The sequence below is a fragment of the Myxococcus sp. CA005 genome (assembly GCF_006518205.1).
GTDB lineage: Bacteria > Myxococcota > Myxococcia > Myxococcales > Myxococcaceae > Myxococcus > Myxococcus xanthus.
In genome coordinates this window covers 1-22,225 of record NZ_SRLV01000116.1, presented here as the reverse complement: position 1 = coordinate 22,225, position 22,225 = coordinate 1, and the positions used below count along the sequence as shown (strand labels likewise).

The following is a 22,225-nucleotide window of genomic DNA, read 5'->3' as shown; positions in this document are numbered from 1 at the left end:
CATGGCGTCCAGGGCCTTGCGGTCGAAGAGCTGGTGCTCCGCCGTGCCCTGCAGCTCCACCATGCGGCCGTCCGCGGTGGCCACCAGGTTCAGGTCCACATCCGCGGTGGAGTCCTCGTCGTAGTCCGTTCGGGATGGTTCAACAATGCCGGACTTCTCGGGGCGTAGCGCAGCCTGGTAGCGCACCTGCCTTGGGCGCAGGGGGTCGGAGGTTCGAATCCTCTCGCCCCGACTTGAAGTGCAGCATCGGAAGCAGGCGGCCCGGCCAGCTCCAGTAGCTCAGCTGGATAGAGCACCGGCCTTCTAAGCCGGGGGTCGCAGGTTCGAGCCCTGCCTGGGGCGCTAACCTGGCCGTAAGTCGTATTTGGGCCTTGTCAGGGGCCTGGTTTCCAAGGTAGGGAAGCCGCCGCTTCAAACGCCGTTCGCGGTAAAGCTGTAACGGCGGCCATAGCTCAACTGGTTAGAGCGCCGGACTGTGACTCCGGAGGTTGCCGGTTCGATCCCGGTTGGCCGCCCTTCTTTACCCGCCCTCGAAATTGCGTTCGTAGCTCAACTGGATAGAGCACCGGGCTTCGAACCCGGGGGTTGGGGGTTCAAGTCCCTCCGAGCGCGCACCTTCCAGCAGGTTGAAGCAGGAACGCCCCCGCCACTTTCGTAGCGGGGGCGCCCCCTCACGGCCTGATGGTTTCCTGCTCAGCGTCACGCATCATGGGCCGCGCCGTTGCCATCGCCCTTCGACGCTGGCACCCGGCAGCGCAGCTCCGTCTCTGCCTCCAACGCCAGCAGGTTCTCCCGCATGGCCTTGGCCCAGCGTGCCCGGGGCTGCTCCATCAGCTTCTCGTTGGCCAGGTCGATGGACTCGCTCAGCTCGTCGTCGGAGAGCTCGGAGGCCGTCTTCCCCTTGTGGGGGCCGAACGCCACCACCACGGCGCTCGGCTTGGGGCGTGGCGCCGCGGGCTCCGGATTGGCGGCGGGCACCGCCTCCAGGGTGGATTCGCGGGGCTGCTTGGGCTGGAGCGGCACGTCGATGTCCAACTGCGCCGCGGCGGCCTGGGACGCGCGCGGCTCCTGGGGCGCCAGCGGCGGGAAGGACGCCTTGAGGGGGCCGGGCTTGGAGCCCAGTACCTCGTAGGGGCCGCTGCCGTGTTCGTCCGAGTGCGACTCGTAGTCCTCGGCGGGCATTTCCTCCCGCACATAGAGTCCGCCGAAGGCCTCCGGGTACGCCTTGCGCAGGGCGGCCACGCGGGCGCACTTCTCAATCATGGTGGTGGGAATCTTGGACCACAGCGGCGTCTGCTGGACGTAGCCGCTGAAGTCCAACCACACCACCACCGGCAGCTTGTCCTCGCGCACCACACGCGACCAGGCACCCACCAGCGCGCCCTTTCGCTTGGCGGGGTTGAAGCGGTGCACCACCTCGCCTCGGCCCTGGTCCACGACGATGTCGTCCTCGGCGAACACCGCGCTCGCCTGGATGCCCTTGAAGTCCGGGAAGCGCTCGGCGCGTGCGAGCATTCCGGCCTCGGAGGGCTGGAACTCGTACTTCGTCACCCAGTTGGGCCGCTCGCGGTTGCCGGCATTCTGCCGACGCGCCACGCAGAAGGCCTCCTTGAGGAGCGGGTCCAGGCCACTGCGCTTGCACTGCTCGATGAAGAGGGCGAACTCGTCCTCGCTGATGCCGCGAGGGCAGATGGTCCGCTTCACGAGCTCCACGCGCTCCCGTGTCCACCCGGCGTGCTGGCCACCCTGGCCGGCCGCCGTTCCTTCCGCCTTCTGTTGGGGGTTGGCTTCCATCTCTGTCTTCTCCTGCTACGTCCTGCGCGAAAAGGGCGGACGACCTCCGTCCGCCCGCATGGTTGCCGCGGGGTGCTCGGTGCTCTCGAGGTGACTGACCGCGAGCCATCACTCGCTCGCCGTCCCGCCAGGCTGGGACGAACAGCGTGCTACGGCCATGTTGAACATCGGAGTGGGGCGCTCGCTTCACATGCCTGCGTCACGCGCCGGGCCCGGCTGAAGGGCATGCGGACCAGCATCGGCTCCGGAAAGCACCGGAGACGAACCGCCACGGACAGGAATGAAGGGGGGCGTGAAAAAACGTTTTGACACAGCAGGCGGCGTTCTGTAGTTACCGCCGCCACCTGGACGCCGCGCAGGCGGCGGACCGGGGCAGTGCCGGGAGCGTAGCTCAATTGGCAGAGCAATGGACTCTTAATCCATAGGTTGTGGGTTCGATTCCCTCCGCTCTCACTGTGAGGCCCCTCCAGAAATGGAGGGGCCTTTTTGTTTTTCCGGCCTCTGCCGTCCCGTGGATGTTTCGCGGTAAGACGGTGCAGTGCACGACGGCGCAACCCGGGCGGGTGGCGAAACTGGTAGACGCGCCAGACTTAGGATCTGGTACCGCAAGGTGTGAGGGTTCGAGTCCCTCCTCGCCCATTTCGCGTTGACCCGTTCGTGCCTATCCCCTAAAGGCGCACGTCCCACTTTTCCGGCACCGCCCGAAACGACTGATTGTCCGGCGGCGGTGGCGAGCGAGGCCCGCATGAAGGTCCAGGTCGAGGAGCTTTCTCCCATTGAGAAGAAGCTCTCCATCGAGGTCGACAATGCCCGCGTGGCGGAGGAGCTGTCCCGCGCGTACTCCAACCTGGGCCGCCAGGTGCGGCTGCCGGGGTTCCGTCAGGGCAAGGTGCCTCGCCGCATCCTGGAGCAGCGCTTCCGTGACCAGGTAGAGGACGAGGTCATCCAGCGCGTGGTGCAGAGCGCGTACGTGGAGGCCATCCGCGAGCACAACGTGGAGGTCGTCGCCACGCCGCAGGTGACCAACTCCGGCCTCAAGCCCAACACCCCGTTCACCTTCGAGGCTCGCGTCGAGGTGAAGCCCAAGGTGGAGGCCAAGGACTACGTCGAGCTGCCGCTGACGAAGTCCGACACCGCCGTCACCGACGAGCAGGTGAACGAGCAGCTGGAGCGCATGCGCCAGTCGATGGCCCGGCTGGAGCCCGTCACCGACCGCGACACCGCCGCCTCCGGCGACTACGTCACCGTGGACTTCGACGCCACCGTGGACGGCCAGCCGTTCGCGGGCAGCAAGGCGGAGGGCATCACCGTGCAGGTGCAGCCCGGTGAGCTGGTGGAGTCCAAGATTGCCGCCCTGGAGGGCGTGAAGGTCGGCGAGTCCAAGGACATCGACTACGCCTTCCCGCAGGAGTACCGGGTGGAGGAGGTGCGCGGAAAGACGGCGCGCTTCCACATCACGCTCAAGGGCGTGCAGAAGGAAATCGTCCCCGAGCTGAACGACGACTTCGCCAAGCAGTCGGGCGTCGCCCAATCCATTGACGAGCTGCGCACCAAGCTCCGTGAGGACATGGAGAAGGCGCGCAAGTCCCAGGTGGAGGGCGAGGAGCGTGAGGCGCTGATGAAGGCGCTGCTGGAGCGCAACACCTTCGACGTGCCCCGCGCCATGGTGGAGCGGGCCATGGACTCCATGCTGCGCGGCGCGCTGCAGCAGCTCCAGCGCTCCGGTGTGGACCCCCGCCAGCTGAACCTGGACTTCAACCGTCTGCGCGAAGACATGCGCGAGAAGGCCCTCCAGGAAGTGAAGGGCACGCTGCTCTTCGAGTCCATCGCTCAGAAGGAGGGCATCCAGGCCTCCGACGCGGACGTGGACGCCCGCATCGAGCAGCTCGCCAACGAGGCGGGCCAGCCGGTCGCCGTGGTGCAGAAGTACTTCAAGGGCGCCGACGAGCGGCTCGGGTTGTCTCTCCGACTCCGGGAGGAAAAGACGATTGAATTCCTGAGGAGCCGGGCGAAGTATTCGTAAGGTTCCCTCACCGAGGTCGACATGCCCTTCATGCCCGTTCCCTACGTCATCGAGCAGACCCACCGGGGTGAGCGCTCGTACGACATCTACAGCCGGCTCCTGAAGGACCGCATCGTGATGCTGGGCACGGAGATCGACGATGACGTGGCCAACGTCATCGTCGCCCAGTTGCTGTTCCTGGAGTCGGAAGACCCGGACAAGGACATCAACCTCTACATCAACTCGCCGGGTGGCTCGGTGACGGCGGGCCTCGCCATCTACGACACCATGCAGTACGTGAAGTGTCCGGTGTCCACCATCTGCGTCGGGCAGGCGGCCTCCATGGGGGCCGTCCTCCTGCTCGCCGGTGCCAAGGGCAAGCGTTACGCCCTGCCGTCCAGTCGCATCATGATTCACCAGCCTCTGGGTGGTGTGCGCGGTCAGGCAACGGACATTGAAATCCAGGCGAAGGAAATCCTCCGGATGAAGGCGAAGCTCAACGAGCTCATCGTCAAGCACACCGGACAGTCCATCGAGCGTGTCGAGAAGGACACGGACCGCGACTACTTCATGGGCGCGTCCGAGGCAAAGGCCTACGGCATCATCGATGAGATCCAGAATCCCCGGAAGGTCGTGGGACTGGGTAAGGAAGAGAAGAAGTAGGCGGATTGCCGAGGCTTCGGGGCCTCGGCCGGCAGCCGGAGCCGCGGGAATGCGCCCCCGCGACTCCGGCTTTCTGCTTTCTGCGTCACGGCACAGGTCCTGTTAAGTACCCGGAAGGCGCGTGGACGTTCCGGACGGGGGCTGACTAGATTGGTCCGAGCCAGGAACGGGGTGGAGTTCGGGGGCGGGGGCCTTTCAGGCGCAGCGAGGGACGAAATGGCGGGCAAGAACGTGGAGAAGCGAGACAACCAGACCCTCTGCTGCTCCTTCTGTGGAAAGTCACAGAAGGAGGTCAAGAAGCTCATCGCGGGGCCGACGGTCTACATCTGCGACGAGTGCATCGGGCTGTGCAACGACATCATCGCGGAGGAGATCGACCGCGAGGAGACGAAGGACACGAAGCTGCGCATCCCCCGGCCCTCCGAAATCAAGGCGGTCCTGGACGAGTACGTGATTGGGCAGGAGCGGGCGAAGAAGACGCTCTCCGTCGCCGTGCACAACCACTACAAGCGCATCGAGTCCAAGGTCGCGATGGAGGACGTGGAGCTCCAGAAGAGCAACATCCTTCTCCTGGGGCCTACCGGTAGCGGCAAGACGTTGCTGGCGCAGACGCTGGCGCGCATCCTCAACGTGCCCTTCACCATCGCCGACGCGACGTGCCTCACCGAGGCCGGCTACGTGGGCGAGGACGTGGAGAACATCATCGTCAACCTGCTGCAGGCCGCCGACCACGACATCGAGCGGGCCCAGCGCGGCATCGTCTACATCGACGAAATCGACAAGATTGCACGCAAGTCGGAGAACCCCTCCATCACCCGCGACGTCAGCGGCGAGGGCGTTCAGCAGGCGCTGCTCAAGCTCATCGAAGGCACGGTGGCCAATGTTCCGCCCAAGGGTGGCCGCAAGCACCCGCAGCAGGAGTTCCTGCAGGTGGACACCACCAACATCCTCTTCATCTGCGGCGGCGCCTTCGGCGGGCTGGACCAGGTGATTGAGCGGCGCATGGGCGGTCGCAGCCTGGGCTTTGGCGCGGACGTGCAGTCCAAGAAGCAACGCAGCCTCACGGAGCTGCTCAAGCACGTGGAGCCGGAGGACCTGCTGAAGTTCGGCATGATTCCGGAGTTCATCGGCCGCCTGCCCATCATCACCGCGCTGGAGGAACTGGATGAGGCTGCCCTCATCAACATCCTCAACCAGCCGAAGAACGCGCTCACCAAGCAGTACCGCAAGCTCTTCGAACTGGACGGCGTGACGCTGAAGTTCACCGACGGCGCCCTCAAGGCCATTGCCAACGAGGCCATCCGCCGCAAGGCGGGCGCCCGTGGCCTGCGCTCCATCCTGGAGTCGGCCATGCTGGACGTGATGTACGAAATCCCGTCCCGCAAGACGGCCCGCGAGGTGCTCATCTCCGAGGAAGTGATTCTCAAGAAGAGCGAGCCGGTGGTGCTGCACGCCCAGCCGGAGAAGGAAGCCGCGGAGCCGAAGAAGGAATCCGCCTGACGCCAGGGCCCGTAGGGGCCCGGTGTTGTCTGGTTGACGGGGCGCGTCACGGAACCACCCGGTGTGGTCCGGGCGCGCCTCTTTCGTCAGGGGAGGGGCCGGGCTTGCGTTGGCCCCGCCACACTTTTTGTGGGACGGCCGGGGGCCTTTCTGTATGTGCTGGGCCCATGAGAAAGCTGCTCGTTCCCGCCTTGATGTCGCTCGCGGCGTGTGCCTCCCAGAAGGAGGCCGCGCGTGATGAGCTGCCCGCGGCAGCCTCCGCGGCCCCCGTATCCGAGGAGTCTCCCCGCATGTCCTACCCGGCGACCCGGGCGGAGCAGGTTGTCGACACGTTGCACGGCGTCCAGGTAGCGGACCCGTATCGCTGGCTCGAGGACGAGAAGGCCCCCGAGGTCCAGACGTGGATGACGGCGCAGAACGCGCACGCCCGCGAAGCGCTGGCGAAGTTCCCCGGCCGTGAGGCCCTGGCCGCGCGCTTCAAGGAGCTGTTCTACACCGACTCCGTCTCCACCCCGTCGCGCCGCAACGGGCGCTTCTTCTACGTCCGCACCCACAAGGACAAGGAGAAGGCCATCCTCTACTGGCGCCAGGGGGAGAGCGGGCAGGAGAAGGTGCTGTTGGATCCGAACGGCTGGAGCAAGGACGGCACCGTGTCCCTGGGGACGTGGGCCGTGTCCTGGGACGGCAAGAAGGTGGCCTTCGCCCAGAAGCCCAACGCCGCGGATGAGGCGGTGCTGCACGTCATCGACGTGGACTCTGGCGAGTGGTCCAAGGTGGACGTCATCGAGGGCGGCAAGTACGCCACGCCCAAGTGGACGCCCGACAGCAAGGGCTTCTATTACGAGTGGCTGCCCACGGACCCGTCCATCAAGGTGGACGAGCGCCCCGGCTACACCACCATCCGCTACCACACGCTGGGCACGGAGCCGTCGAAGGACACCGTGGTGCACGAGCGCACCGGCGACCCGACGACGTTCCTCCAGAGCGACCTGAGCCGCGACGGCAAGTACCTGTTCGTCTACATCCTCCGCGGCTGGAGCGAGAACGACGTCTACTGGAAGCGGCCGGGTGAGAAGGACTTCCGCCTGCTGGTGAAGGGCGTGGGCGCCAAGTACGAGGTGCACGCCTGGAAGGACCGCTTCTACGTCCTCACCGACGAGGGCGCCCCGCGCCAGCGCGTCTTCGAGGTGGATCCGGCGAAGCCGGCCCGCGCGTCGTGGAAGGAGATTGTCCCCGAGGACTCGTCCGCGTCCCTGCTGTCCGTCAGCATCGTCGGCGGGCACCTGTCGCTGGAGTACCTCAAGGACGCGACGTCCGAGGTGCGCGTGGCCACGCTGAAGGGCAAGCCGGTGCGCACGGTGCAGCTGCCGGGCGTGGGCGCGGCGTCCAACCTGATGGGGCTGGAGGACCTGGATGACGCCTACTACGTCTTCACGTCCTTCACCACGCCCCGTCAAATCTACAAGACGTCCGTCAGCACCGGGAAGTCTGAGCTCTGGGCCAAGGTGGACGTGCCCATGAACCCGGAGCAGTACCAGGTCGAGCAGGTCTTCTACGCGTCCAAGGACGGGACGAAGGTGCCCATGTTCGTGGTGCACCGCAAGGACCTGAAGCGTGACGGCAACGCGCCCACGCTGCTCTACGGCTACGGCGGCTTCAACGTGAACATGGAGGCCAACTTCCGCTCGAGCATCCTGCCCTGGCTGGACGCGGGCGGCGTGTACGCGGTGGCCAACCTGCGCGGCGGCGGCGAGTACGGCAAGGCCTGGCACGACGCCGGCCGCCTGGACAAGAAGCAGAACGTCTTCGACGACTTCCACGCGGCGGCCGAGTACTTGGTCCAGCAGAAGTACACGCAGCCCAAGCGGCTGGCCATCTACGGCGGCAGCAACGGCGGCCTGCTGGTGGGCGCGGCCATGACGCAGCGGCCGGAGCTGTACGGCGCGGTGGTGTGCGCGGTGCCCCTGCTGGACATGGTGCGCTACCACCTCTTCGGCAGCGGCCGGACCTGGATTCCGGAGTACGGCACGGCGGAGAAGCCCGAGGACTTCAAGACGCTGCACGCCTACTCGCCCTACCACCACGTGCGGCCGGACGTGCGCTACCCCGCGCTGCTGATGATGGCGGCGGACCACGACGACCGGGTGGACCCCATGCACGCCCGCAAGTTCGTGGCGGCGGTGCAGAACTCGCCCGGAAACCCGGCGACGGCCCTGCTGCGCATCGAGGCCAACGCGGGCCACGGTGGCGCGGATCAGGTGGCCAAGGCCATTGAGTCCAGCGTGGACCTGTATTCGTTCCTGTTCCAAGTCCTGGATGTCCAGGGGGCACAGGGTGGGGTGGCGGCGCAGGGCCGCTGACACCCCAAGCGGACGCCCGAGGGAGCCTCGGGTGTTCCCTTGATGGCAAGACGCCGTTCCCCAATCTTGAGCCGGGGAACGGCGCCGCGAAACGCCGTGTTATAGAACTGCTGCATCCCGTACGAATGCTCGGCGAGCGAGCAGACGGGCAACTCTTCTAGGGGCCTGCAACTCCGAGGGCCCGCAGGTGGCGGATACATGTTCTTCGGACGTGACGACAAGAAGGAAGCCCAGAAGCGGGGTTTGACGGTCCCGCTCTTGCCCCTTCGGGACATCATCGTGTTCCCGCACATGGTGGTGCCGTTGTTCGTCGGCCGGGAGAAGTCCATCGCGGCGTTGAAGGACGCGATGGCGCACAAGGGGCCGGACGACAAGGCCGTCATCCTGCTGGCCGCGCAGAAGAAGGCCAAGACGAACGACCCTACCCCCGACGACATCTTTCACTTCGGTACGCTGGGCCACGTCATCCAGCTCCTCCCGCTGCCCGACGGCACGGTGAAGGTGCTGGTGGAAGGCGTGCGCCGCGCCAAGGTGAAGAAGTTCCACCCCAACGACGCCTTCTTCATGGTCGAGGTGGAGGAGGTGGAGGAGCAGACGGAGAAGACGGTGGAGCTGGAGGCGCTCGTTCGCAGCGTCCACTCCGTCTTCGAGGCCTTCGTCAAGCTCAACAAGCGCATCCCGCCTGAGATGCTGATGCAGGTGGCCAGCATCGACGACCCGGCGCGGCTGGCCGACACCATCGTCGCGCACCTCTCCCTGAAGCTGAACGACAAGCAGGCCCTGCTCGAGACGGAGTCCCCGGCCAAGCGCCTGGAGAAGCTCTACGAGCTGATGCAGGGTGAGATCGAGATTCTCCAGGTGGAGAAGAAGATCCGCACGCGCGTCAAGAAGCAGATGGAGAAGACCCAGAAGGAGTACTACCTGAATGAGCAGATGCAGGCCATTCAGAAGGAGCTGGGTGAGCGCGACGAGTTCAAGAACGAGATTCAGGAGATTGAAGAGAAGCTGAAGAACAAGCGGATGAGCAAGGAGGCCACGCTCAAGGTCAAGAAGGAGCTGAAGAAGCTCCGGATGATGAGCCCGATGAGCGCCGAGGCCACCGTCGTCCGCAACTACATCGACTGGATCATCAGCCTCCCCTGGTACGACGAGACGCAGGACCGTCTGGACGTCACTGAGGCGGAGACGGTGCTCAACGAGGACCACTACGGCTTGAAGAAGCCGAAGGAGCGCATCCTCGAGTACCTGGCCGTGCAGCAACTGGTGAAGAAGCTCAAGGGCCCCGTGCTGTGCTTCGTCGGTCCTCCGGGCGTCGGCAAGACGTCGCTGGCGCGCTCCATTGCTCGGGCCACCGGCCGCAAGTTCGTGCGCCTGTCGCTGGGCGGCGTTCGTGACGAGGCGGAGATTCGTGGCCACCGGCGCACGTACATCGGCGCGATGCCGGGCAAGCTCATCCAGTCGCTGAAGAAGGCGGGCAGCAACAACCCCGTCTTCCTGCTCGATGAAATCGACAAGATGTCCACGGACTTCCGTGGCGATCCGAGCGCGGCGCTGCTGGAGGTGCTGGACCCCGAGCAGAACCACACCTTCAACGACCACTACCTGGACCTCGACTACGACCTGTCCAAGGTGATGTTCATCTGCACCGCGAACACGATGCACAACATCCCCGGTCCGCTGCAGGACCGCATGGAAGTGATTCGCATCGCGGGGTACACGGAGCCGGAGAAGCTCTCCATCGCCCGCCGATACCTCATCCCGAAGGAGCAGGAGGCCAACGGGCTGTCGGACCTCAAGGTGGACATCTCCGACCCGGCGCTGCGGACCATCATCCACCGCTACACGCGGGAGTCGGGCGTGCGCTCGCTCGAGCGTGAGATTGGCGGCGTGTTCCGCAAGATTGCCCGCGACGTGCTGAAGAACGGCAAGCGGGACATCGACGTGGACCGGAAGATGGCCATGAAGTTCCTGGGCACGCCCCGCTACCGTTACGGCATGGCGGAGGCCGAGGATCAGGTGGGCATCGTCACGGGCCTGGCGTGGACGGAGCTGGGCGGTGAAATCCTCACCACCGAGGCCACCATCATGCCGGGCAAGGGCAAGCTCATCATCACTGGCAAGCTGGGTGAGGTGATGCAGGAGTCCGCGCAGGCGGCCATGTCCTACGTGCGCAGCCGCGCCGAGCGCTTCGGCATCGACCGCAAGGTGTTCGAGAACTACGACATCCACGTCCACTTGCCGGAGGGCGCGATTCCGAAGGACGGTCCGTCCGCCGGCGTCACCATCTGCACCGCACTGGTGAGCGCGCTCACCCGCGTGCTCATCCGCCGCGACGTGGCGATGACGGGTGAAATCACCCTGCGTGGGCGGGTGCTCCCCATTGGCGGCTTGAAGGAGAAGACGCTGGCCGCGCACCGGGCGGGCATCAAGACGGTCCTCATCCCGAAGGCGAACAAGAAGGACCTGAAGGACATCCCGCTGAAGATTCGCAAGCAGCTGCGCATCGTCCCGGTGGAGTTCGTGGACGACGTGCTGCGCGAGGCGCTGGTGCTGGAGAAGCCGGAGGAGTTCGGCCGCAAGCCGACGACGGACGGCGGCAAGCTGGGTGGCACCACGGAGCTGCCGGCCTCGCCGGCCGTGGCCCCGGCCTAGCGGAGACAGACAGCACCCGGTGGGCCGCCGCGCCTGTCGGGCCGAGCTGAAGGGAAGCCAGGACGCCGGACGACCAAGGTCGCCGGGTTCCTGGCTTCTCCTTTTCTGGCGCCTGGACCTTCGGGGTAGAAGGGGCCTTGGTGGCTCCGCGCGCTCGACTCCGGTGGTGGTGGTACCTGCTGGCCGTGTGGGCCGCGTCGTGTGGACCGTGCGGCTTCCAGCCGGAGCCCGGCGTGAAGGTGGTGGTGCCGGCCATGCCCACCACGCTGGATTGGAGCCACTCGGACCCGGACAGCTGGGCGAACTACCCGGTGATGCTGGCCACCCAGCGCGGGCTCACGCAGTTGGGGCCGGACCACGGCGTGGAGCCGGGGCTGGCCGAGCGGTGGGAGCGCGTCACGGACGGGCAGGGGCGGGATGTCTACACGTTCCACCTGCGGCGGGATGTTCGCTGGTCGAATGGGGCACCACTGGTGGCGCGTGACTTCGTCGTGGGCTGGCGGCGCGCGCTGCAGGGCCGCGAGCGCGGGGAGATGGCGGACCTGGAGGGGGCCTCCGAGGCGCTGGCGCTCCAGGAGCGAGGCGCGCCGGAGGCCGAGGTTCGCGCCGCGTTGGAGCGCGTGGGCGTGGAGGCTGTGGACGCGCACACGGTTCGGGTGACGCTGGCTCGGCCGCGCAGCTACTTCCTGGCGCGCGTGGCCAATGTGTACCTGTTCTATCCGGCGCCCTCGGCGGACCTCGAGGGGAAGTCGGATGAGGAGGTTCGGGACTACTTCGACCGTCCGCGCGATGGCCGCCCCCTGGCGCTGGGGCCCTACCGCGTCGAGCGGTGGGACCGCGCGGGGGAGCGGGTGCGGCTGGTCCACAACCCGGCTTCGGCCTTTCCGCCGCGGATGGCAGAAGGGGAGACGCCCGTTCCGGTCATCACGCTGATGAAGTCGGAAATCGGTCCGGCGCTGTACGAGCGGGAGCGGGTGGACTTCGTCTTCGTGGACAGCGCCGCGGCGCTGCGCATCCACCGGCCGGACGACTTGCGCCGCGAGCCGTTGCTGTCCACGTACTTCCTGGCCTTCAACACGGAGAAGGCGCCGCTGGACAGGCCCGAGGTGCGGCGCGCGCTGTCCCGGGCGCTGGACCGCGAGGCGCTGCTGGCGGGACTGCTGCCCGCGGCGCGGCCGTCTCATGTGTTGCTTCCGCCGGAGCTGCCAGGGGCCGCGACGCCGGAGCAGGCCGCGCGGCTGCCGCGCTATGCGCCGGAGCAGGCTCGGGCGGAGCTGGCGGGTGTCGAGCGGCCGTTGCGGCTCGTCTACCGGTCGGGGGATGGATTCGTTCCCGAGGTGGCCATCGCGGAGCGGGTGGCCGCGCAGCTCGCGCGCGTGGGGGTGCGGGTGGTGCTGGAGGCGCGCTCGGATTTCTCGGCGGAGATTGCCCGGCGCTCCGCGCAGGGGCCTCGCACGTATGACTTGTACCTGAGGCGCCTGGGGGCGGACTACGCGCACCCGAATACGTTCTTCACGCTGTTCGAGCGTGAGGGCAACCACCAGACAGGGTGGGAGACGCAGGCGGGCGGCGAGCCCCTGGCGCGCTTCGAGCGGCTGCTGGAGGCGGGGGACAGCGCGCCGGATGCGGCGACTGCGCAAGCGTCATATGTCCAGGCGCAGGAGGTGCTCGTGGGGGAACAGGCCGTGATTGCGCCCCTGTACCACCCGGACCGTTATTACCGCGCGCGCTCGCGGCTTCGCGGGCTGGACGTGGACCCCTTCAACTTCCTGGCGCTGCGCGCGCTTCGCTTGGGGGCGGCGTCGGATGCGCCTTGGGCGGGGGAGTCGCCGTGAGCGACAGCGGTATTCATGGCGGCTTTGGGCACATGCGTGCTTCGCGAGTGGCTCATGGCGTCGTTCTGCACTCAAGAGGCGGGCCATGAGGGCCATCGCCCAGCGACTGTTGCGGCAGGTGGTTCTGGTGCCTGTCGTGGCCGTGGCGTCGTACTTCCTCATGGCCTCGCTTCCGCTGACCACGGAGACGGACGCGAAGCGGCAGGTGTCGCGTGAGCTCGCGGCCTCGTACCGGAGGGACTTGGGCATCGGCGAGCCGCTGGGCTTCCTCCGCCCGTGGGAGAAGCTCTTTCGCGGCGAGCGTCTGGGCACGAGCGCCCAGGGCATCACCGGCGATGAGCTGCTGACGAAGCTGTCTGGCAGCGTAGGCGTGGGCTTGATGGCGCTGCCACTCTCGCTCACGTGGGCCCTGGGCTTTGCCTTGCTTCGGACCCGGTGGAGGAAGGGCCCGTGGGCCGCGCTCGGTGACGTGGTGCCCGCCGTGGCGTTCGGCACGCCCGTCTTCATCCCCGCGCTGCTGCTCGCGCCTGGCGTGGTGGAGCGTGGACACCTGCTGCCGGAGCTGTGCGCGGCGCTGGTAACGTCCATCTGGCCCGGCATCTTCCTGGGCACGCTCGTGGGCGACTCGCTGGAGGCGGAGCTGTCGCGCGACTACGTACGCACCGCGCTGGGCAAGGGCCTGTCGCGCGCCGCCGTGCTGCGCCGTCACGTCCTGCCCAACGTGTGGCCCGCGATGCTGGACGCCGTGGGGCCGGTGGCCACGTCGCTGCTCGCCGGTTCCTTCGCCGCGGAGCGCGTCCTGGGCCTGCCGTACTTCGGCCAGCTCTACGTCCTCGCCGTGCTCAACAAGCAGGTGGCCGTCGTCGTCGTCGCCACCACCACCTTCGCGGCCCTGCTCGTCATCGTGAGCCTCGCGGTGGAGGTGCTGCGCTACGCCGTGGACCCGCGCTCCCGGGAGGCCTCGGCATGAGCCGCGTTCCCGTGCGCGCCCGCGTCGGCCTGGTGCTCCTCGTGGGCCTGGGCCTGCTCAGCCTCGTGGCGGGGCGGCTCTTCCCGGAGGCCCTGTCCAGCACCTGTCCGCTGGGCATGGACCCCACGCGCCCGGACCGCACCGTCTGCGAACTCGCCTTTGGCGGGCTCTGGGTCTCCCTCGCTGTGGGGCTCGCTGCGGGCGCGCTCTCCACGTTCATCGGGCTCGCCGTGGCCGCCGTGGCGCGGCTGTCCGGCGGCGCGGTGGAGCAGACGCTGCTGCGCGCCGTGGACGCCGTCTTCGCCCTGCCGGACGTGCTGGTGGTGATGGTGCTCCAACTCGCGGGGCAGTCGCTCTCCGACGCGGGAGCGGGCGGCGGCCTGGGCCCCTTCGGCCTGATGGTCGTCTCGCTGGCCCTGGTGGGCTGGGCGGGGCCCGCGCGCATGTTCCGCAACCGCCTGGCGACGCTCGAATCCCAGGAGTACGTGGCCGCGTCCCGGGCGCTCGGTGGAGGCGGCCTGCATCTGCTGCGCGTCCACCTGTGGCCCGCGCTTCGGCCCTTCGCGCTCGCGGTGTTCCTGTCGCGGCTTCCCGCCGCCATCCTCACCGAGTCCACCGTGAGCTTCTTCGGCATCGCCCGGATGGAGCCCATGTCCCTGGGCCGCTACCTGGGCACCAGCTACGCGGCCCTCATCTACGAGGGCGGCGGCCGGGTGGTGTTGCCCGCCTGGGCGCTGCTCGTGCTGCTGGTGCTCGGTGCCTCGCTCGCCTCCCAGGCGCTTTCCGGGCCCCCCCGCCGGGTGACCTGACGAGCGCTGGAGTTGGGGCCCCGGCCCCGGTGTGGCGTGGAATTCCCAACGTTGGGGGAGGGGTTGTCCACACACGGAAACCTTTTGCCCACATTGGTGCCTCCATGTCCCTGACGCCTAGCGAAGAGCTTGCCACCTTCACCGAACTCGACACCCGCGAGCGCGAGGAGCGCACGGACTTGCTCAAGCTGGAGCCCGCGCGCGCCGCGGTGCTCGTCGTCGAGGATGATCCGTCCCACCGCGAAATCCTCGTGGAGATGCTGGCGGGCTGGGGCTACGAGCCCCTGCCCGTGGGCAGCGCCGAGGAGGCTGAATTCGCCGTGCGCAACAAGCGCATGGACGCCGCCATCGTCGACGTCTTCCTGCCCGGTCGCAGCGGCGCCACGCTGATGTCGCGGCTGCGCGAGCGCTTCCCTCAGTCCGTCCTCATCGGCGTCAGCGCCCTGAGCGACGCGGCCATGGCGCGCAAGTGCAAGGGCCTGGGCGCGGACCTCTTCATCGGCAAACCCCTGGATCCTCAGCGGCTGGCCGAGGCCCTCCAGTCCAGGCACACGAGCTGGCACTGATGCCCCCTCTGGCCAGGGGCGCCGGGGCGGGTTCCGGTTGCGCCATCCGCGTGAACGGTTGATGCTCCTGGGGTGAAGAACCTCGCTCCCGGCTTGCTGCTGGCCATGCCCCAGCTCGGCGATCCGAATTTCTATCGCTCGGTCGTCTTGATGCTGGAGCACTCGGAGTCGGGCTCCATGGGGCTCGTCATCAACCGGGGGGCCCCCCTGACGCTCGGTGAGCTGGCGCGCGGGCAGAACCTGGGCATCGCCGCCGGGCGGAAGGAACATTCCGTCTACCTGGGCGGCCCGGTGGAGCCCCAGCGGGGCTTCGTCCTCCACGACGACACGGAGCAGCGCGAGAAGCACTCGGTGCTGCCTGGCCTGTTCCTGAGCGTGACGCTGGACGCGCTAGGCCCGCTCCTGACCAATCCCAACCCGCGCCTGCGCTTCTGCCTGGGGTATGCGGGCTGGGGCCCGCGCCAGCTGGAGAGCGAGATTGCCGCCGGCTCCTGGCTCTTCACCGAGGCCACCGCGGAGGCGGTGCTTGGCCACGAGCCGTCGAAATTGTGGGATACGACGCTGCGTGGCATGGGGGTGGACCCCGCCATGCTGGTGATGGGAAGGGGAATGAACTGATGCTCGACGCCGAATTCATCCGGGCCCGCATCCTGGAGGCCCTGCCGGGCTCCGAGGTAGAGGTGCGGGACTACACCGGGACGGGAGACCACTACGAGGCCCGGGTGGTGAGCCCCGACTTCGCTGGGAAAGCCATGGTGCAGCAGCACCAGCTCGTATACGCGCCGCTCCAGCAGTGGCTGAAGAGCGGCGAGCTGCATGCGCTCGCGCTAAAGACCTATTCTCCCGAGCAGTGGAAGAAGCTCGGGACTCGCTAGAAGGAGCGGTACCCATGACGCCTGAACTCAAGGCCCGGTTGGAGCAGGAGACCCGGTCGCACAAGATTGTGCTCTTCATGAAGGGCAACGCCCTCTTCCCCCAGTGCGGCTTCTCCGCGCGGGCGCTGCAGCTGCTGCAGCCCCTGGGGCAGGTCCACACGGTGGACGTGCTCGCGGATCCGGAGATTCGCCAGGGCATCAAGGACTTCACCAACTGGCCCACCATTCCCCAGATTTTCATCAACGGGCAGTTCGTCGGCGGCTCCGACATCCTGATGGAGCTGGCCGAGCGCGGTGAGCTGGCCGACCTGGTCGCGGGCAAGAGTCCGGCCTAGCGGAGGACGGGGCCTCGGGGAGTGACGGGCGAGGGGAGACCGATTCCCCTCGCTGCGGCTAGGATGGAAGGCCGCCGCCCCGAGGAACCTCCGTGGTCACCGCTACCCGTCACAACGCCCCCGAGAATCCGGACGAAGCCTCCGCCGAGGTGCCCAACGCGGGCCCCGCCGTCGAGGCGAGCGTCCCCGTCGCAGAGAACCACGCAGCCGTCGCCCTGACGGACGCCGTGTTGCCGGCCCAGGCGCCGGGCGTGGTGGTGGACCCGGACGACCTGGTCGACACGGCGAAGACGCCCACCCTCATGGACAAGGTGCAGCAGTTCCGCGCCCGCCATGAGAAGTGGGAGATGGCCGTCTTCTTCTTCGGCGGCTTCATCTACGACGTCCTCACCATCAGCCGCATCGATGACACGCTGACGCTGGCGCAGAACTTCGGCTACCTGCTGGTCCTCACGGGACTGCTGCTGCTGGAGCAGCGCTACCCGGACGGCGTCGAGCCGCCGAAGTTCCTGCAGAAGGTCTGGCGCTGGCGCGAGGACGGCATCCACTTCCTCTTCGGAAGCCTGCTCAGCGCGTTCATGCTGCTGCTCTTCAAGAGCACGTCGGGCGCGCTGCCCTACCTGTTCGTGGTGGGCCTCTTCGCCCTGCTGGCGGCCAACGAGTTGCCCCTGTTCCGCAGGCTGGGGCCCATCATGCGCATGGTGCTGCTCAGCCTGTGCGTGACGATGTACTTCGTCTGCCTGCTCCCGGTGGTCCTGGGGCGGATGGGCTTCTGGGTCTTCCTGCTGGCCGTCGCCATGGGCTGCGCGAGCATCTTCGGGGTGATGCGCCTCATCCGGCGCTGGCGGCCGGACAACCGGTACCTGCTGCGCAACGTGGCCATCCCTGGCTTCGGCGTGCAGGCCGCGCTGCTGGGGCTGTACCTGGTGGGCGTGATTCCGCCGCTGCCCGTGGCCGTGCAGTTCGCGGGCATCTACCACCAGGTGGAGCGGGTGAGCCCGGGCATCTACCACCTGTCCTCGGTGGACTCCGGCGCCTGGTACAAGCCGTGGACGTGGGGCGGGCCGGACTTCCTGATGCAGCCGGGGGACAAGCCCTACTACTTCTTCCGCATCTTCGCGCCGAAGCACTTCCAGTCGTACAAGGTCCGCGTGCGCTGGTACTTCGACGACCCGCAGAAGGGCTGGACGACGTACGGCAACGGCTTCATGGCCACCGTCAGCAGCAACGGCACGGACGGCGGCTACCGTTTCTACGCGACGACGTCCAACCTGAAGCCCGGCAAGTGGCGCGTGGTGCTGGAGACGGAGGCCGGGCACGAAATCCACCGTCTCAACTTCACCGCCGGGCCGGATGCGAACCCCGGGCCCCGCGTCTACGAGGTCGCCGTGTCCACGCTCAAGGACGTGAAGCCTCTGGCGCTGTCGGAGTGGCAGGAGCGGGCCGCGGCCGCGGCGGCGAAACCCGCCACCGCCGCGCCGAAGCCGAAGTAGCGCGCCGGGCCTACTTCTTCTTGCCCTTCCGGGCGGCCTTGTCCGCCGCCCAGAGGGACTTCATCCACGCCTCCACATCCTTCGCCTTGCGGGGGATGTCGGCGGAGAGGACCTTGCAGCCGCGCGCGGTGACGACGACGTCGTCCTCGATGCGCACGCCGATGCCCCGGTAGCGCTTGGGCACGGTGAGGTCGTCCATCTGGAAGTAGAGGCCAGGCTCCACCGTCAGCACCATGCCGGCCTGGAGCTTCCCGTACTTGTAGGTCTCCTGCCGCGCCTGGGCGCAGTCGTGCACGTCCAGGCCCAGCATGTGGCTGACGTTGTGGAGCGAGTAGCGCTTGTAGAACTGGTGCTCGTCCTTGAGCGCCTCCTCGGCGTCCTCGAGGATGCCCAGGGCCTCCAGGCCCTCCGCGAGCACGCGCATGGCCGCGCGGTTGGGCTCCATGAAGTCGTTGCCCGGCTTCACCTCGGCGAAGGCCGCGTCCTGCGCCTCCAGCACCAGCTCGTAGATTTCGCGCTGCTCCTTGGAGAACTTCCCGGAGATGGGCAGGGTGCGGGTGATGTCCGCGGTGTAGAGCGTCTGGCCCTCCACGCCCGCGTCCAGCAGCAGCAGGTCGCCGGGAACGAGCGGCCCGTCATTGTGGTGCCAGTGCAGGATGCACGCATGGGCGCCGGAGGCGGCGATGGTGCGGTAGCCCACGTCGTTGCCTTCCACGCGGGCGCGGAGGTTGAAGATGCCCTCCACGTAGCGCTCCGTCTTCGCCGTCTTCAGGCCACGGATGACGTCCTCGAAGCCGCGGTGCGTGGAGTCGATGGACGTCTGGAGTTCACGCAGCTCCTGCGCGTCCTTGAGCAGCCGCATCTCCGACAGCGCTTGGGCCAGCCCCTTGTCCTTCTCACCCGGCGCCGGGACGGCGCCGTCCACCTTGGGCGACAGGCCGCGCAGCAAGCGCGTGGGACGGCTCTCCGCGCCGCTGAGGCCGGAGAGGAAGGCCGGCAGCTCGTTGAGGCTCCGGGCCTGGTCCACGCCGTAGCGGGCCTGACTCTCCTTCACGCCCAGGCGGGGGCCTTCCCACAGCTCCCCCTTCACGCGGTCGGTGAAGAACGTGGCGTCGGTGCGGCCCGGGTTCGGCTCCACGAAGAGCACGTCGGTGTGGCCACCCTTCTCCTTGGGCTGGAGGACGAGGACGCAGTCCGGCTCCAGGTTGCCGGTGAGGTAGTAGAAGTCGCTGCCCGGCCGGAAACGGAAGTTGGTGTCGTTGGCGCGCACCTTCTCGTGGCCGGTGGGAATGATGAGCGTCTCGCCGGGGAACAGCTTGGAGAGCGCCCGGCGGCGGGCTTTGAAGGCCTCCGCCTGCTTGATTTTCGGGGGCAGCTTCTTCGAGCGCGGCTTCCACGACTTCATCATGAAGTCGAGCAGGGCCGGCGGTGGCACCGTGTCGTGCGTGGCGGGCTTCGCGGGCGCTGCCGCGGGGGCCTGCTCCTCGGAGGTGACAATCGGCTGTTGCTCGCCCAGGGCGGGCTGAGCGGCGGCGGAAGAACGGGTCGTGGCCATGGACAACTCTTCACCCGACCACGGCGCGCCTTCAAGTCAGAGTTGTCGCGGGCGGTGCCGCAATGTCCTCCCGAAGAAGCGCCACCTGCCCCAGGAGGGCGGGCACGGCCGTCTCCACGCGAAGAATGCGGGGCCCCAACGAAAACGGGTGGAAACCATGGGCTTCCAGGAGGTCGGCCTCGAAGGGCACCCAGCCGCCGTCCGGTCCAATGGCCAGTACGACGCGCTGGGCCAGACCCACGCCCAGCGCTCGGAGCGACTGCCTCGCGGGCGGGTGGGGGAGCAGGCGGAGCGTCTGGGGGCCGAAGAAGGCGTCGAGCTCGTCTTCGACGAAGGGACGGAAGCGCTCTCGGACCAGCACCTCTGGGAGGCGCGTGTCCCGGGCCTGCTCCAGTCCCTGGATGAGCAGCTCGTGGACAAAGGCGGGGTCCAGCACCTTGGAATCGAAGTAGCTCTTCTCCACGCGCGCCGCGTTGAGCAGGACGATGCGGTCCACGCCCAGCGAGGCCACCGCGGGCAGCACCTTCTTCAGCGCCTTGGGGCGGGGGATGGCCAGCAGCAGGTCGATGCCCGCGCGCGGGGGCGGAGGCTCGGTGAGGGTGACGCGCAGGTGCAGCACGCCGGCGCTGTTCTCCAGCACCTCGCCGGTGCCGGTGAGGCCTCCCAGGTGTCCTACGCGGAGGGACTCGCCGGGCTCGGCGCGCAGCACCTCGCGGGCGTGCTGGGCCCGCCGTCCGGTGAGGCGCGCGGTGCCGTCGGGCAGGAAGTCTTCGTCCAGGAGGAGCAGCAGGTTCACCGGGCCTCTGTACTCCGTCGCCTGGAGGCTTGGGGAATCTTCGGTCCAGGGGGGCGGTGCCCGGCCGCTGTTGCCCCGGGGAAGCCGGCCCCCGGGCACCCAGCCTGCCCGGCCCTCCCGTGGTGGGACTTGCCCCTGCTCGGAGCGTGCCGTAAAGGCGGTGGCCGTGCGTAACCTCTGCCTGCGTTGCCGCCGTCCCGAGAGCGCGTGTTATTGCGCGCAACTGCCGCCCCGGTTGGAGACTCGCACGCGCGTCGTGTTCCTCCAGCACCCGCGCGAGAGCCGCGTGGCCATTGGCACCGCGCGCATGGCCCACCTGTCGCTGAGCAACTCCGAGCTGCATGAGGGCGTGGACTTCTCCGGCCACCGGCGAATCGAGGAGCTGGCCGCGCAGCGGGACTCCGTCGCGGTGCTCTTCCCGGGCGAGGACGCCATCTCGGTGGAGGAGGCGCGGCTGAATCCTCCCAAGACGCTCATCGTCGTGGACGGCACCTGGCCGCAGGCGAAGAAGGTCGTGTCGCGCAACCCGGTGCTGGCCGGGCTGCCGCGCATCGGCTTCGTGCCGCGCCGGCCCAGCAACTATCGCATCCGCGCGGAGCCCGCGGACCACTGCGTGTCCACCATCGAGGCGGTGGTGGAGATGCTGGGCATCCTGGAAGGGGACCCCGCGCGCTTCGACACGATGCTGCGGGCCTTCGAGTACATGGTGGATACGCAGTTGGAACGGCAATCGGCGCGCACCTCACCCAATCGGCGCCGCATCTACTTCGGGCCGTGGCGTCCACCGCTGGAGCTGCGCACGCTGGCGGAGCGCTTCGAGAAGCTCGTCGTCTTCTACGGGGAGGCGAACGCGCACCCCGCGGGCGGCGAGGAGATTCCCACCGAGCTGGTGCACGCGGTGGCGTGCCGTCCGGCCACGGGCGAGCGCTTCGAGGCCATCATCGCGCCGGAGCAGCCCCTGGCCTACAGCACGCCGCTGCATGTGGAGTTGTCGGAGGACATCCTCCGCGCGGGCGAGCCCCGGGCCGAGGCGATGAAGCGCTTCGAGGCCTTCCTCCGCCCCGATGACGAGCTGGCGGTGTGGACCACGTTCGCGCTGGACCTGCTGTGGGCGGGCGGCATCACCCGGCGTCCGGCGAGCAGCGTGCGCCTGGCTACCGCGCGCGCGCTGAAGGGCAAGGCGGGCGGCGTGGAGCAGGCGATGACGCTGTTGCAGGGGCCGGAGTTGCCGCAGTGGGCCCCGGGCCGCGCGGGCCGGCGCATTCGTGCGCTGGAGTCCGTGGTGCGCGAGCTGGTGGCTCGCGGCAACGCCACCGAGCCGCCTCAGAAGCTGCCTCGCACGGGTAGCTGAGTCCGAGGCCCGTTACCGTCCGTGCTGTGCGTCGCGGGCGGGCACATGAGGCCGTCATCTCCCGCCCGCCTCAGGGCAGCAGTCCCGTCTTGGCCTCCTTGGCGTAGCGCCCTCGCGGGAAGTCGTTGAGGTACCGGCGGTATTCGTCCTTGGCCCGGTGCGATTCGAGCTTCTCCTCGAAGCACCGCGCGCGAAGGTAGCGCGCCTGCTCGCGGTGGGACGCCCTTGGGCTGCGCTGGGCAATCTCGTCCAGGCCTACCAGGAAGCTCTCGCACTTGCGCGAGTTCACCTTGAGCCGGGCGTAGCCCAGGAATCGCTCGTCGGCGTCCTTGGACATCAGCGCCATGGGAATCAACGGCTCGCGCTGCTTCGGTGTTTGCTTCGCCACGGCCTCCGGAGTCGGCTGGGGCTCCGGCGCGGGCGGCCTGGGGCCGTTCACCGACGGCACGGGGTAGGGCGCGAACTCGTGGTTCGGGTCCACGGGGGCCGGTGGCGCGGTCGGGGTACTTCCCGCGGCGGCCACGGGGGCCAGGGCATTCGCCGGTGGCGGCGCGGGCTCGGGCGCCGGGGCTTCACCGATGGGCTCCCGCGGCGTGGGCGTCACCGCCGCTACCGCGCCTGGCGTCATGGGGGTGGGCGCGTCGGTCGGCTCGGGTTTCTGGCTGGGGG

The 22,225-nt window shown here is 68.2% G+C and carries 18 protein-coding genes, 6 tRNA genes and 1 pseudogene; 20 read left to right on the top strand and 5 right to left on the bottom strand.

Translation table 11 applies throughout. The annotated features are described in order from the left end of the window. Positions 1-186, bottom strand: a pseudogene (locus FMQ63_RS33380) (hypothetical protein); the annotation flags it as partial. Between FMQ63_RS33380 and FMQ63_RS33375 the strand changes: the two are divergent. The 4 genes from FMQ63_RS33375 to FMQ63_RS33360 all read left to right on the top strand — a co-directional run bounded on the left by FMQ63_RS33375 (position 159) and on the right by FMQ63_RS33360 (position 612). Further along, positions 159-232, top strand: a tRNA-Pro gene (locus FMQ63_RS33375). The pseudogene FMQ63_RS33380 and the gene FMQ63_RS33375 sit on opposite strands and share 28 nt — an antisense overlap. Positions 233-268: 36 nt before the next feature. Continuing rightward, positions 269-342, top strand: a tRNA-Arg gene (locus tag FMQ63_RS33370). Between the two features lie 99 nt (positions 343-441). Beyond that, a tRNA-His gene (locus FMQ63_RS33365) sits at positions 442-515 on the top strand. Between the two features lie 23 nt (positions 516-538). Continuing rightward, positions 539-612, top strand: a tRNA-Arg gene (locus tag FMQ63_RS33360). Between the two features lie 87 nt (positions 613-699). Here the strand turns inward: FMQ63_RS33360 and bet are convergent. Then, positions 700-1,794 (bottom strand): phage recombination protein Bet, encoded by a 1,095-nt coding sequence (gene bet / locus FMQ63_RS33355; protein ID WP_011552096.1) that lies wholly within the window; start codon positions 1,792-1,794, stop codon positions 700-702. 380 nt (positions 1,795-2,174) lie between these two features. Between bet and FMQ63_RS33350 the strand changes: the two genes are divergently transcribed. From FMQ63_RS33350 to FMQ63_RS33280, 15 genes are all read left to right on the top strand, one after another. Beyond that, a tRNA-Lys gene (locus FMQ63_RS33350) sits at positions 2,175-2,247 on the top strand. A 104-nt stretch (positions 2,248-2,351) separates the two neighbouring features. Then, positions 2,352-2,433 (top strand) — tRNA-Leu (locus FMQ63_RS33345). A 106-nt stretch (positions 2,434-2,539) separates the two neighbouring features. Next, positions 2,540-3,817: a trigger factor gene (tig, locus tag FMQ63_RS33340; protein WP_011552097.1), complete on the top strand. Its 1,278-nt coding sequence runs from the start codon at positions 2,540-2,542 to the stop codon at positions 3,815-3,817. A 21-nt stretch (positions 3,818-3,838) separates the two neighbouring features. Further along, entirely contained in the window at positions 3,839-4,459 is a 621-nt protein-coding gene (clpP, locus tag FMQ63_RS33335; protein ID WP_011552098.1) for an ATP-dependent Clp endopeptidase proteolytic subunit ClpP, read from the top strand. Between the two features lie 216 nt (positions 4,460-4,675). Then, positions 4,676-5,959 (top strand): ATP-dependent Clp protease ATP-binding subunit ClpX, encoded by a 1,284-nt coding sequence (gene clpX, locus FMQ63_RS33330; protein WP_011552099.1) that lies wholly within the window; start codon positions 4,676-4,678, stop codon positions 5,957-5,959. A 194-nt stretch (positions 5,960-6,153) separates the two neighbouring features. Next, positions 6,154-8,319, top strand: coding sequence for a prolyl oligopeptidase family protein (locus FMQ63_RS33325; protein WP_020478534.1), 2,166 nt, complete (start codon positions 6,154-6,156; stop codon positions 8,317-8,319). 198 nt (positions 8,320-8,517) lie between these two features. Then, on the top strand, positions 8,518-10,971 hold the full coding sequence (lon, locus tag FMQ63_RS33320; RefSeq protein WP_011552101.1) for an endopeptidase La: 2,454 nt from the start codon (positions 8,518-8,520) through the stop codon (positions 10,969-10,971). 137 nt (positions 10,972-11,108) lie between these two features. Then, positions 11,109-12,806 (top strand): peptide ABC transporter substrate-binding protein, encoded by a 1,698-nt coding sequence (locus tag FMQ63_RS33315; protein WP_020478533.1) that lies wholly within the window; start codon positions 11,109-11,111, stop codon positions 12,804-12,806. 85 nt (positions 12,807-12,891) lie between these two features. After that, complete coding sequence (locus FMQ63_RS33310; protein WP_011552103.1) at positions 12,892-13,776, top strand: ABC transporter permease subunit; 885 nt, start codon at positions 12,892-12,894, stop codon at positions 13,774-13,776. Next, the gene (locus tag FMQ63_RS33305) at positions 13,773-14,585 is read left to right on the top strand and encodes an ABC transporter permease subunit (protein ID WP_011552104.1); all 813 of its coding nucleotides are present in this window, start codon (positions 13,773-13,775) and stop codon (positions 14,583-14,585) included. Before FMQ63_RS33310 ends, FMQ63_RS33305 begins: the two co-directional genes overlap by 4 nt. A gap of 104 nt (positions 14,586-14,689) precedes the next feature. Beyond that, a complete protein-coding gene (locus FMQ63_RS33300) occupies positions 14,690-15,151 on the top strand; it encodes a response regulator (RefSeq protein WP_011552105.1) in 462 nt (153 codons plus the stop codon). A 72-nt stretch (positions 15,152-15,223) separates the two neighbouring features. Beyond that, entirely contained in the window at positions 15,224-15,769 is a 546-nt protein-coding gene (locus tag FMQ63_RS33295; RefSeq protein WP_011552106.1) for a YqgE/AlgH family protein, read from the top strand. After that, positions 15,769-16,026 carry a BolA family protein gene (locus FMQ63_RS33290; protein WP_011552107.1) on the top strand — a complete coding sequence of 86 codons (258 nt, stop codon included), beginning with the start codon at positions 15,769-15,771 and terminating at the stop codon, positions 16,024-16,026. Before FMQ63_RS33295 ends, FMQ63_RS33290 begins: the two co-directional genes overlap by 1 nt. A gap of 14 nt (positions 16,027-16,040) precedes the next feature. Next, entirely contained in the window at positions 16,041-16,361 is a 321-nt protein-coding gene (gene grxD, locus FMQ63_RS33285) for a Grx4 family monothiol glutaredoxin (RefSeq protein WP_011552108.1), read from the top strand. Positions 16,362-16,453: 92 nt separating this feature from the next. After that, positions 16,454-17,854, top strand: a complete 1,401-nt coding sequence (locus tag FMQ63_RS33280; RefSeq protein WP_011552109.1) for a DUF2914 domain-containing protein — start codon at positions 16,454-16,456, stop codon at positions 17,852-17,854. A 10-nt stretch (positions 17,855-17,864) separates the two neighbouring features. Here FMQ63_RS33280 and FMQ63_RS33275 read toward each other — a convergent pair whose 3' ends face one another. Both FMQ63_RS33275 and FMQ63_RS33270 read right to left on the bottom strand, forming a co-directional pair. Then, entirely contained in the window at positions 17,865-19,409 is a 1,545-nt protein-coding gene (locus tag FMQ63_RS33275) for an aminopeptidase P family protein (protein WP_171452348.1), read from the bottom strand. Positions 19,410-19,440: 31 nt separating this feature from the next. Then, complete coding sequence (locus FMQ63_RS33270; protein WP_011552111.1) at positions 19,441-20,205, bottom strand: 16S rRNA (uracil(1498)-N(3))-methyltransferase; 765 nt, start codon at positions 20,203-20,205, stop codon at positions 19,441-19,443. A 160-nt stretch (positions 20,206-20,365) separates the two neighbouring features. On the opposite strand from FMQ63_RS33270, the gene FMQ63_RS33265 reads away from it, so the two are divergent. Next, positions 20,366-21,556, top strand: a complete 1,191-nt coding sequence (locus FMQ63_RS33265) for a tRNA-uridine aminocarboxypropyltransferase (RefSeq protein WP_011552112.1) — start codon at positions 20,366-20,368, stop codon at positions 21,554-21,556. Positions 21,557-21,626: 70 nt separating this feature from the next. On the opposite strand, the gene FMQ63_RS33260 is transcribed toward FMQ63_RS33265, so the two are convergent. Then, positions 21,627-22,225, bottom strand: a 599-nt coding sequence (locus FMQ63_RS33260; RefSeq protein WP_368667216.1) for a tol-pal system YbgF family protein, incomplete at its 5' end; no start/stop codon positions are given.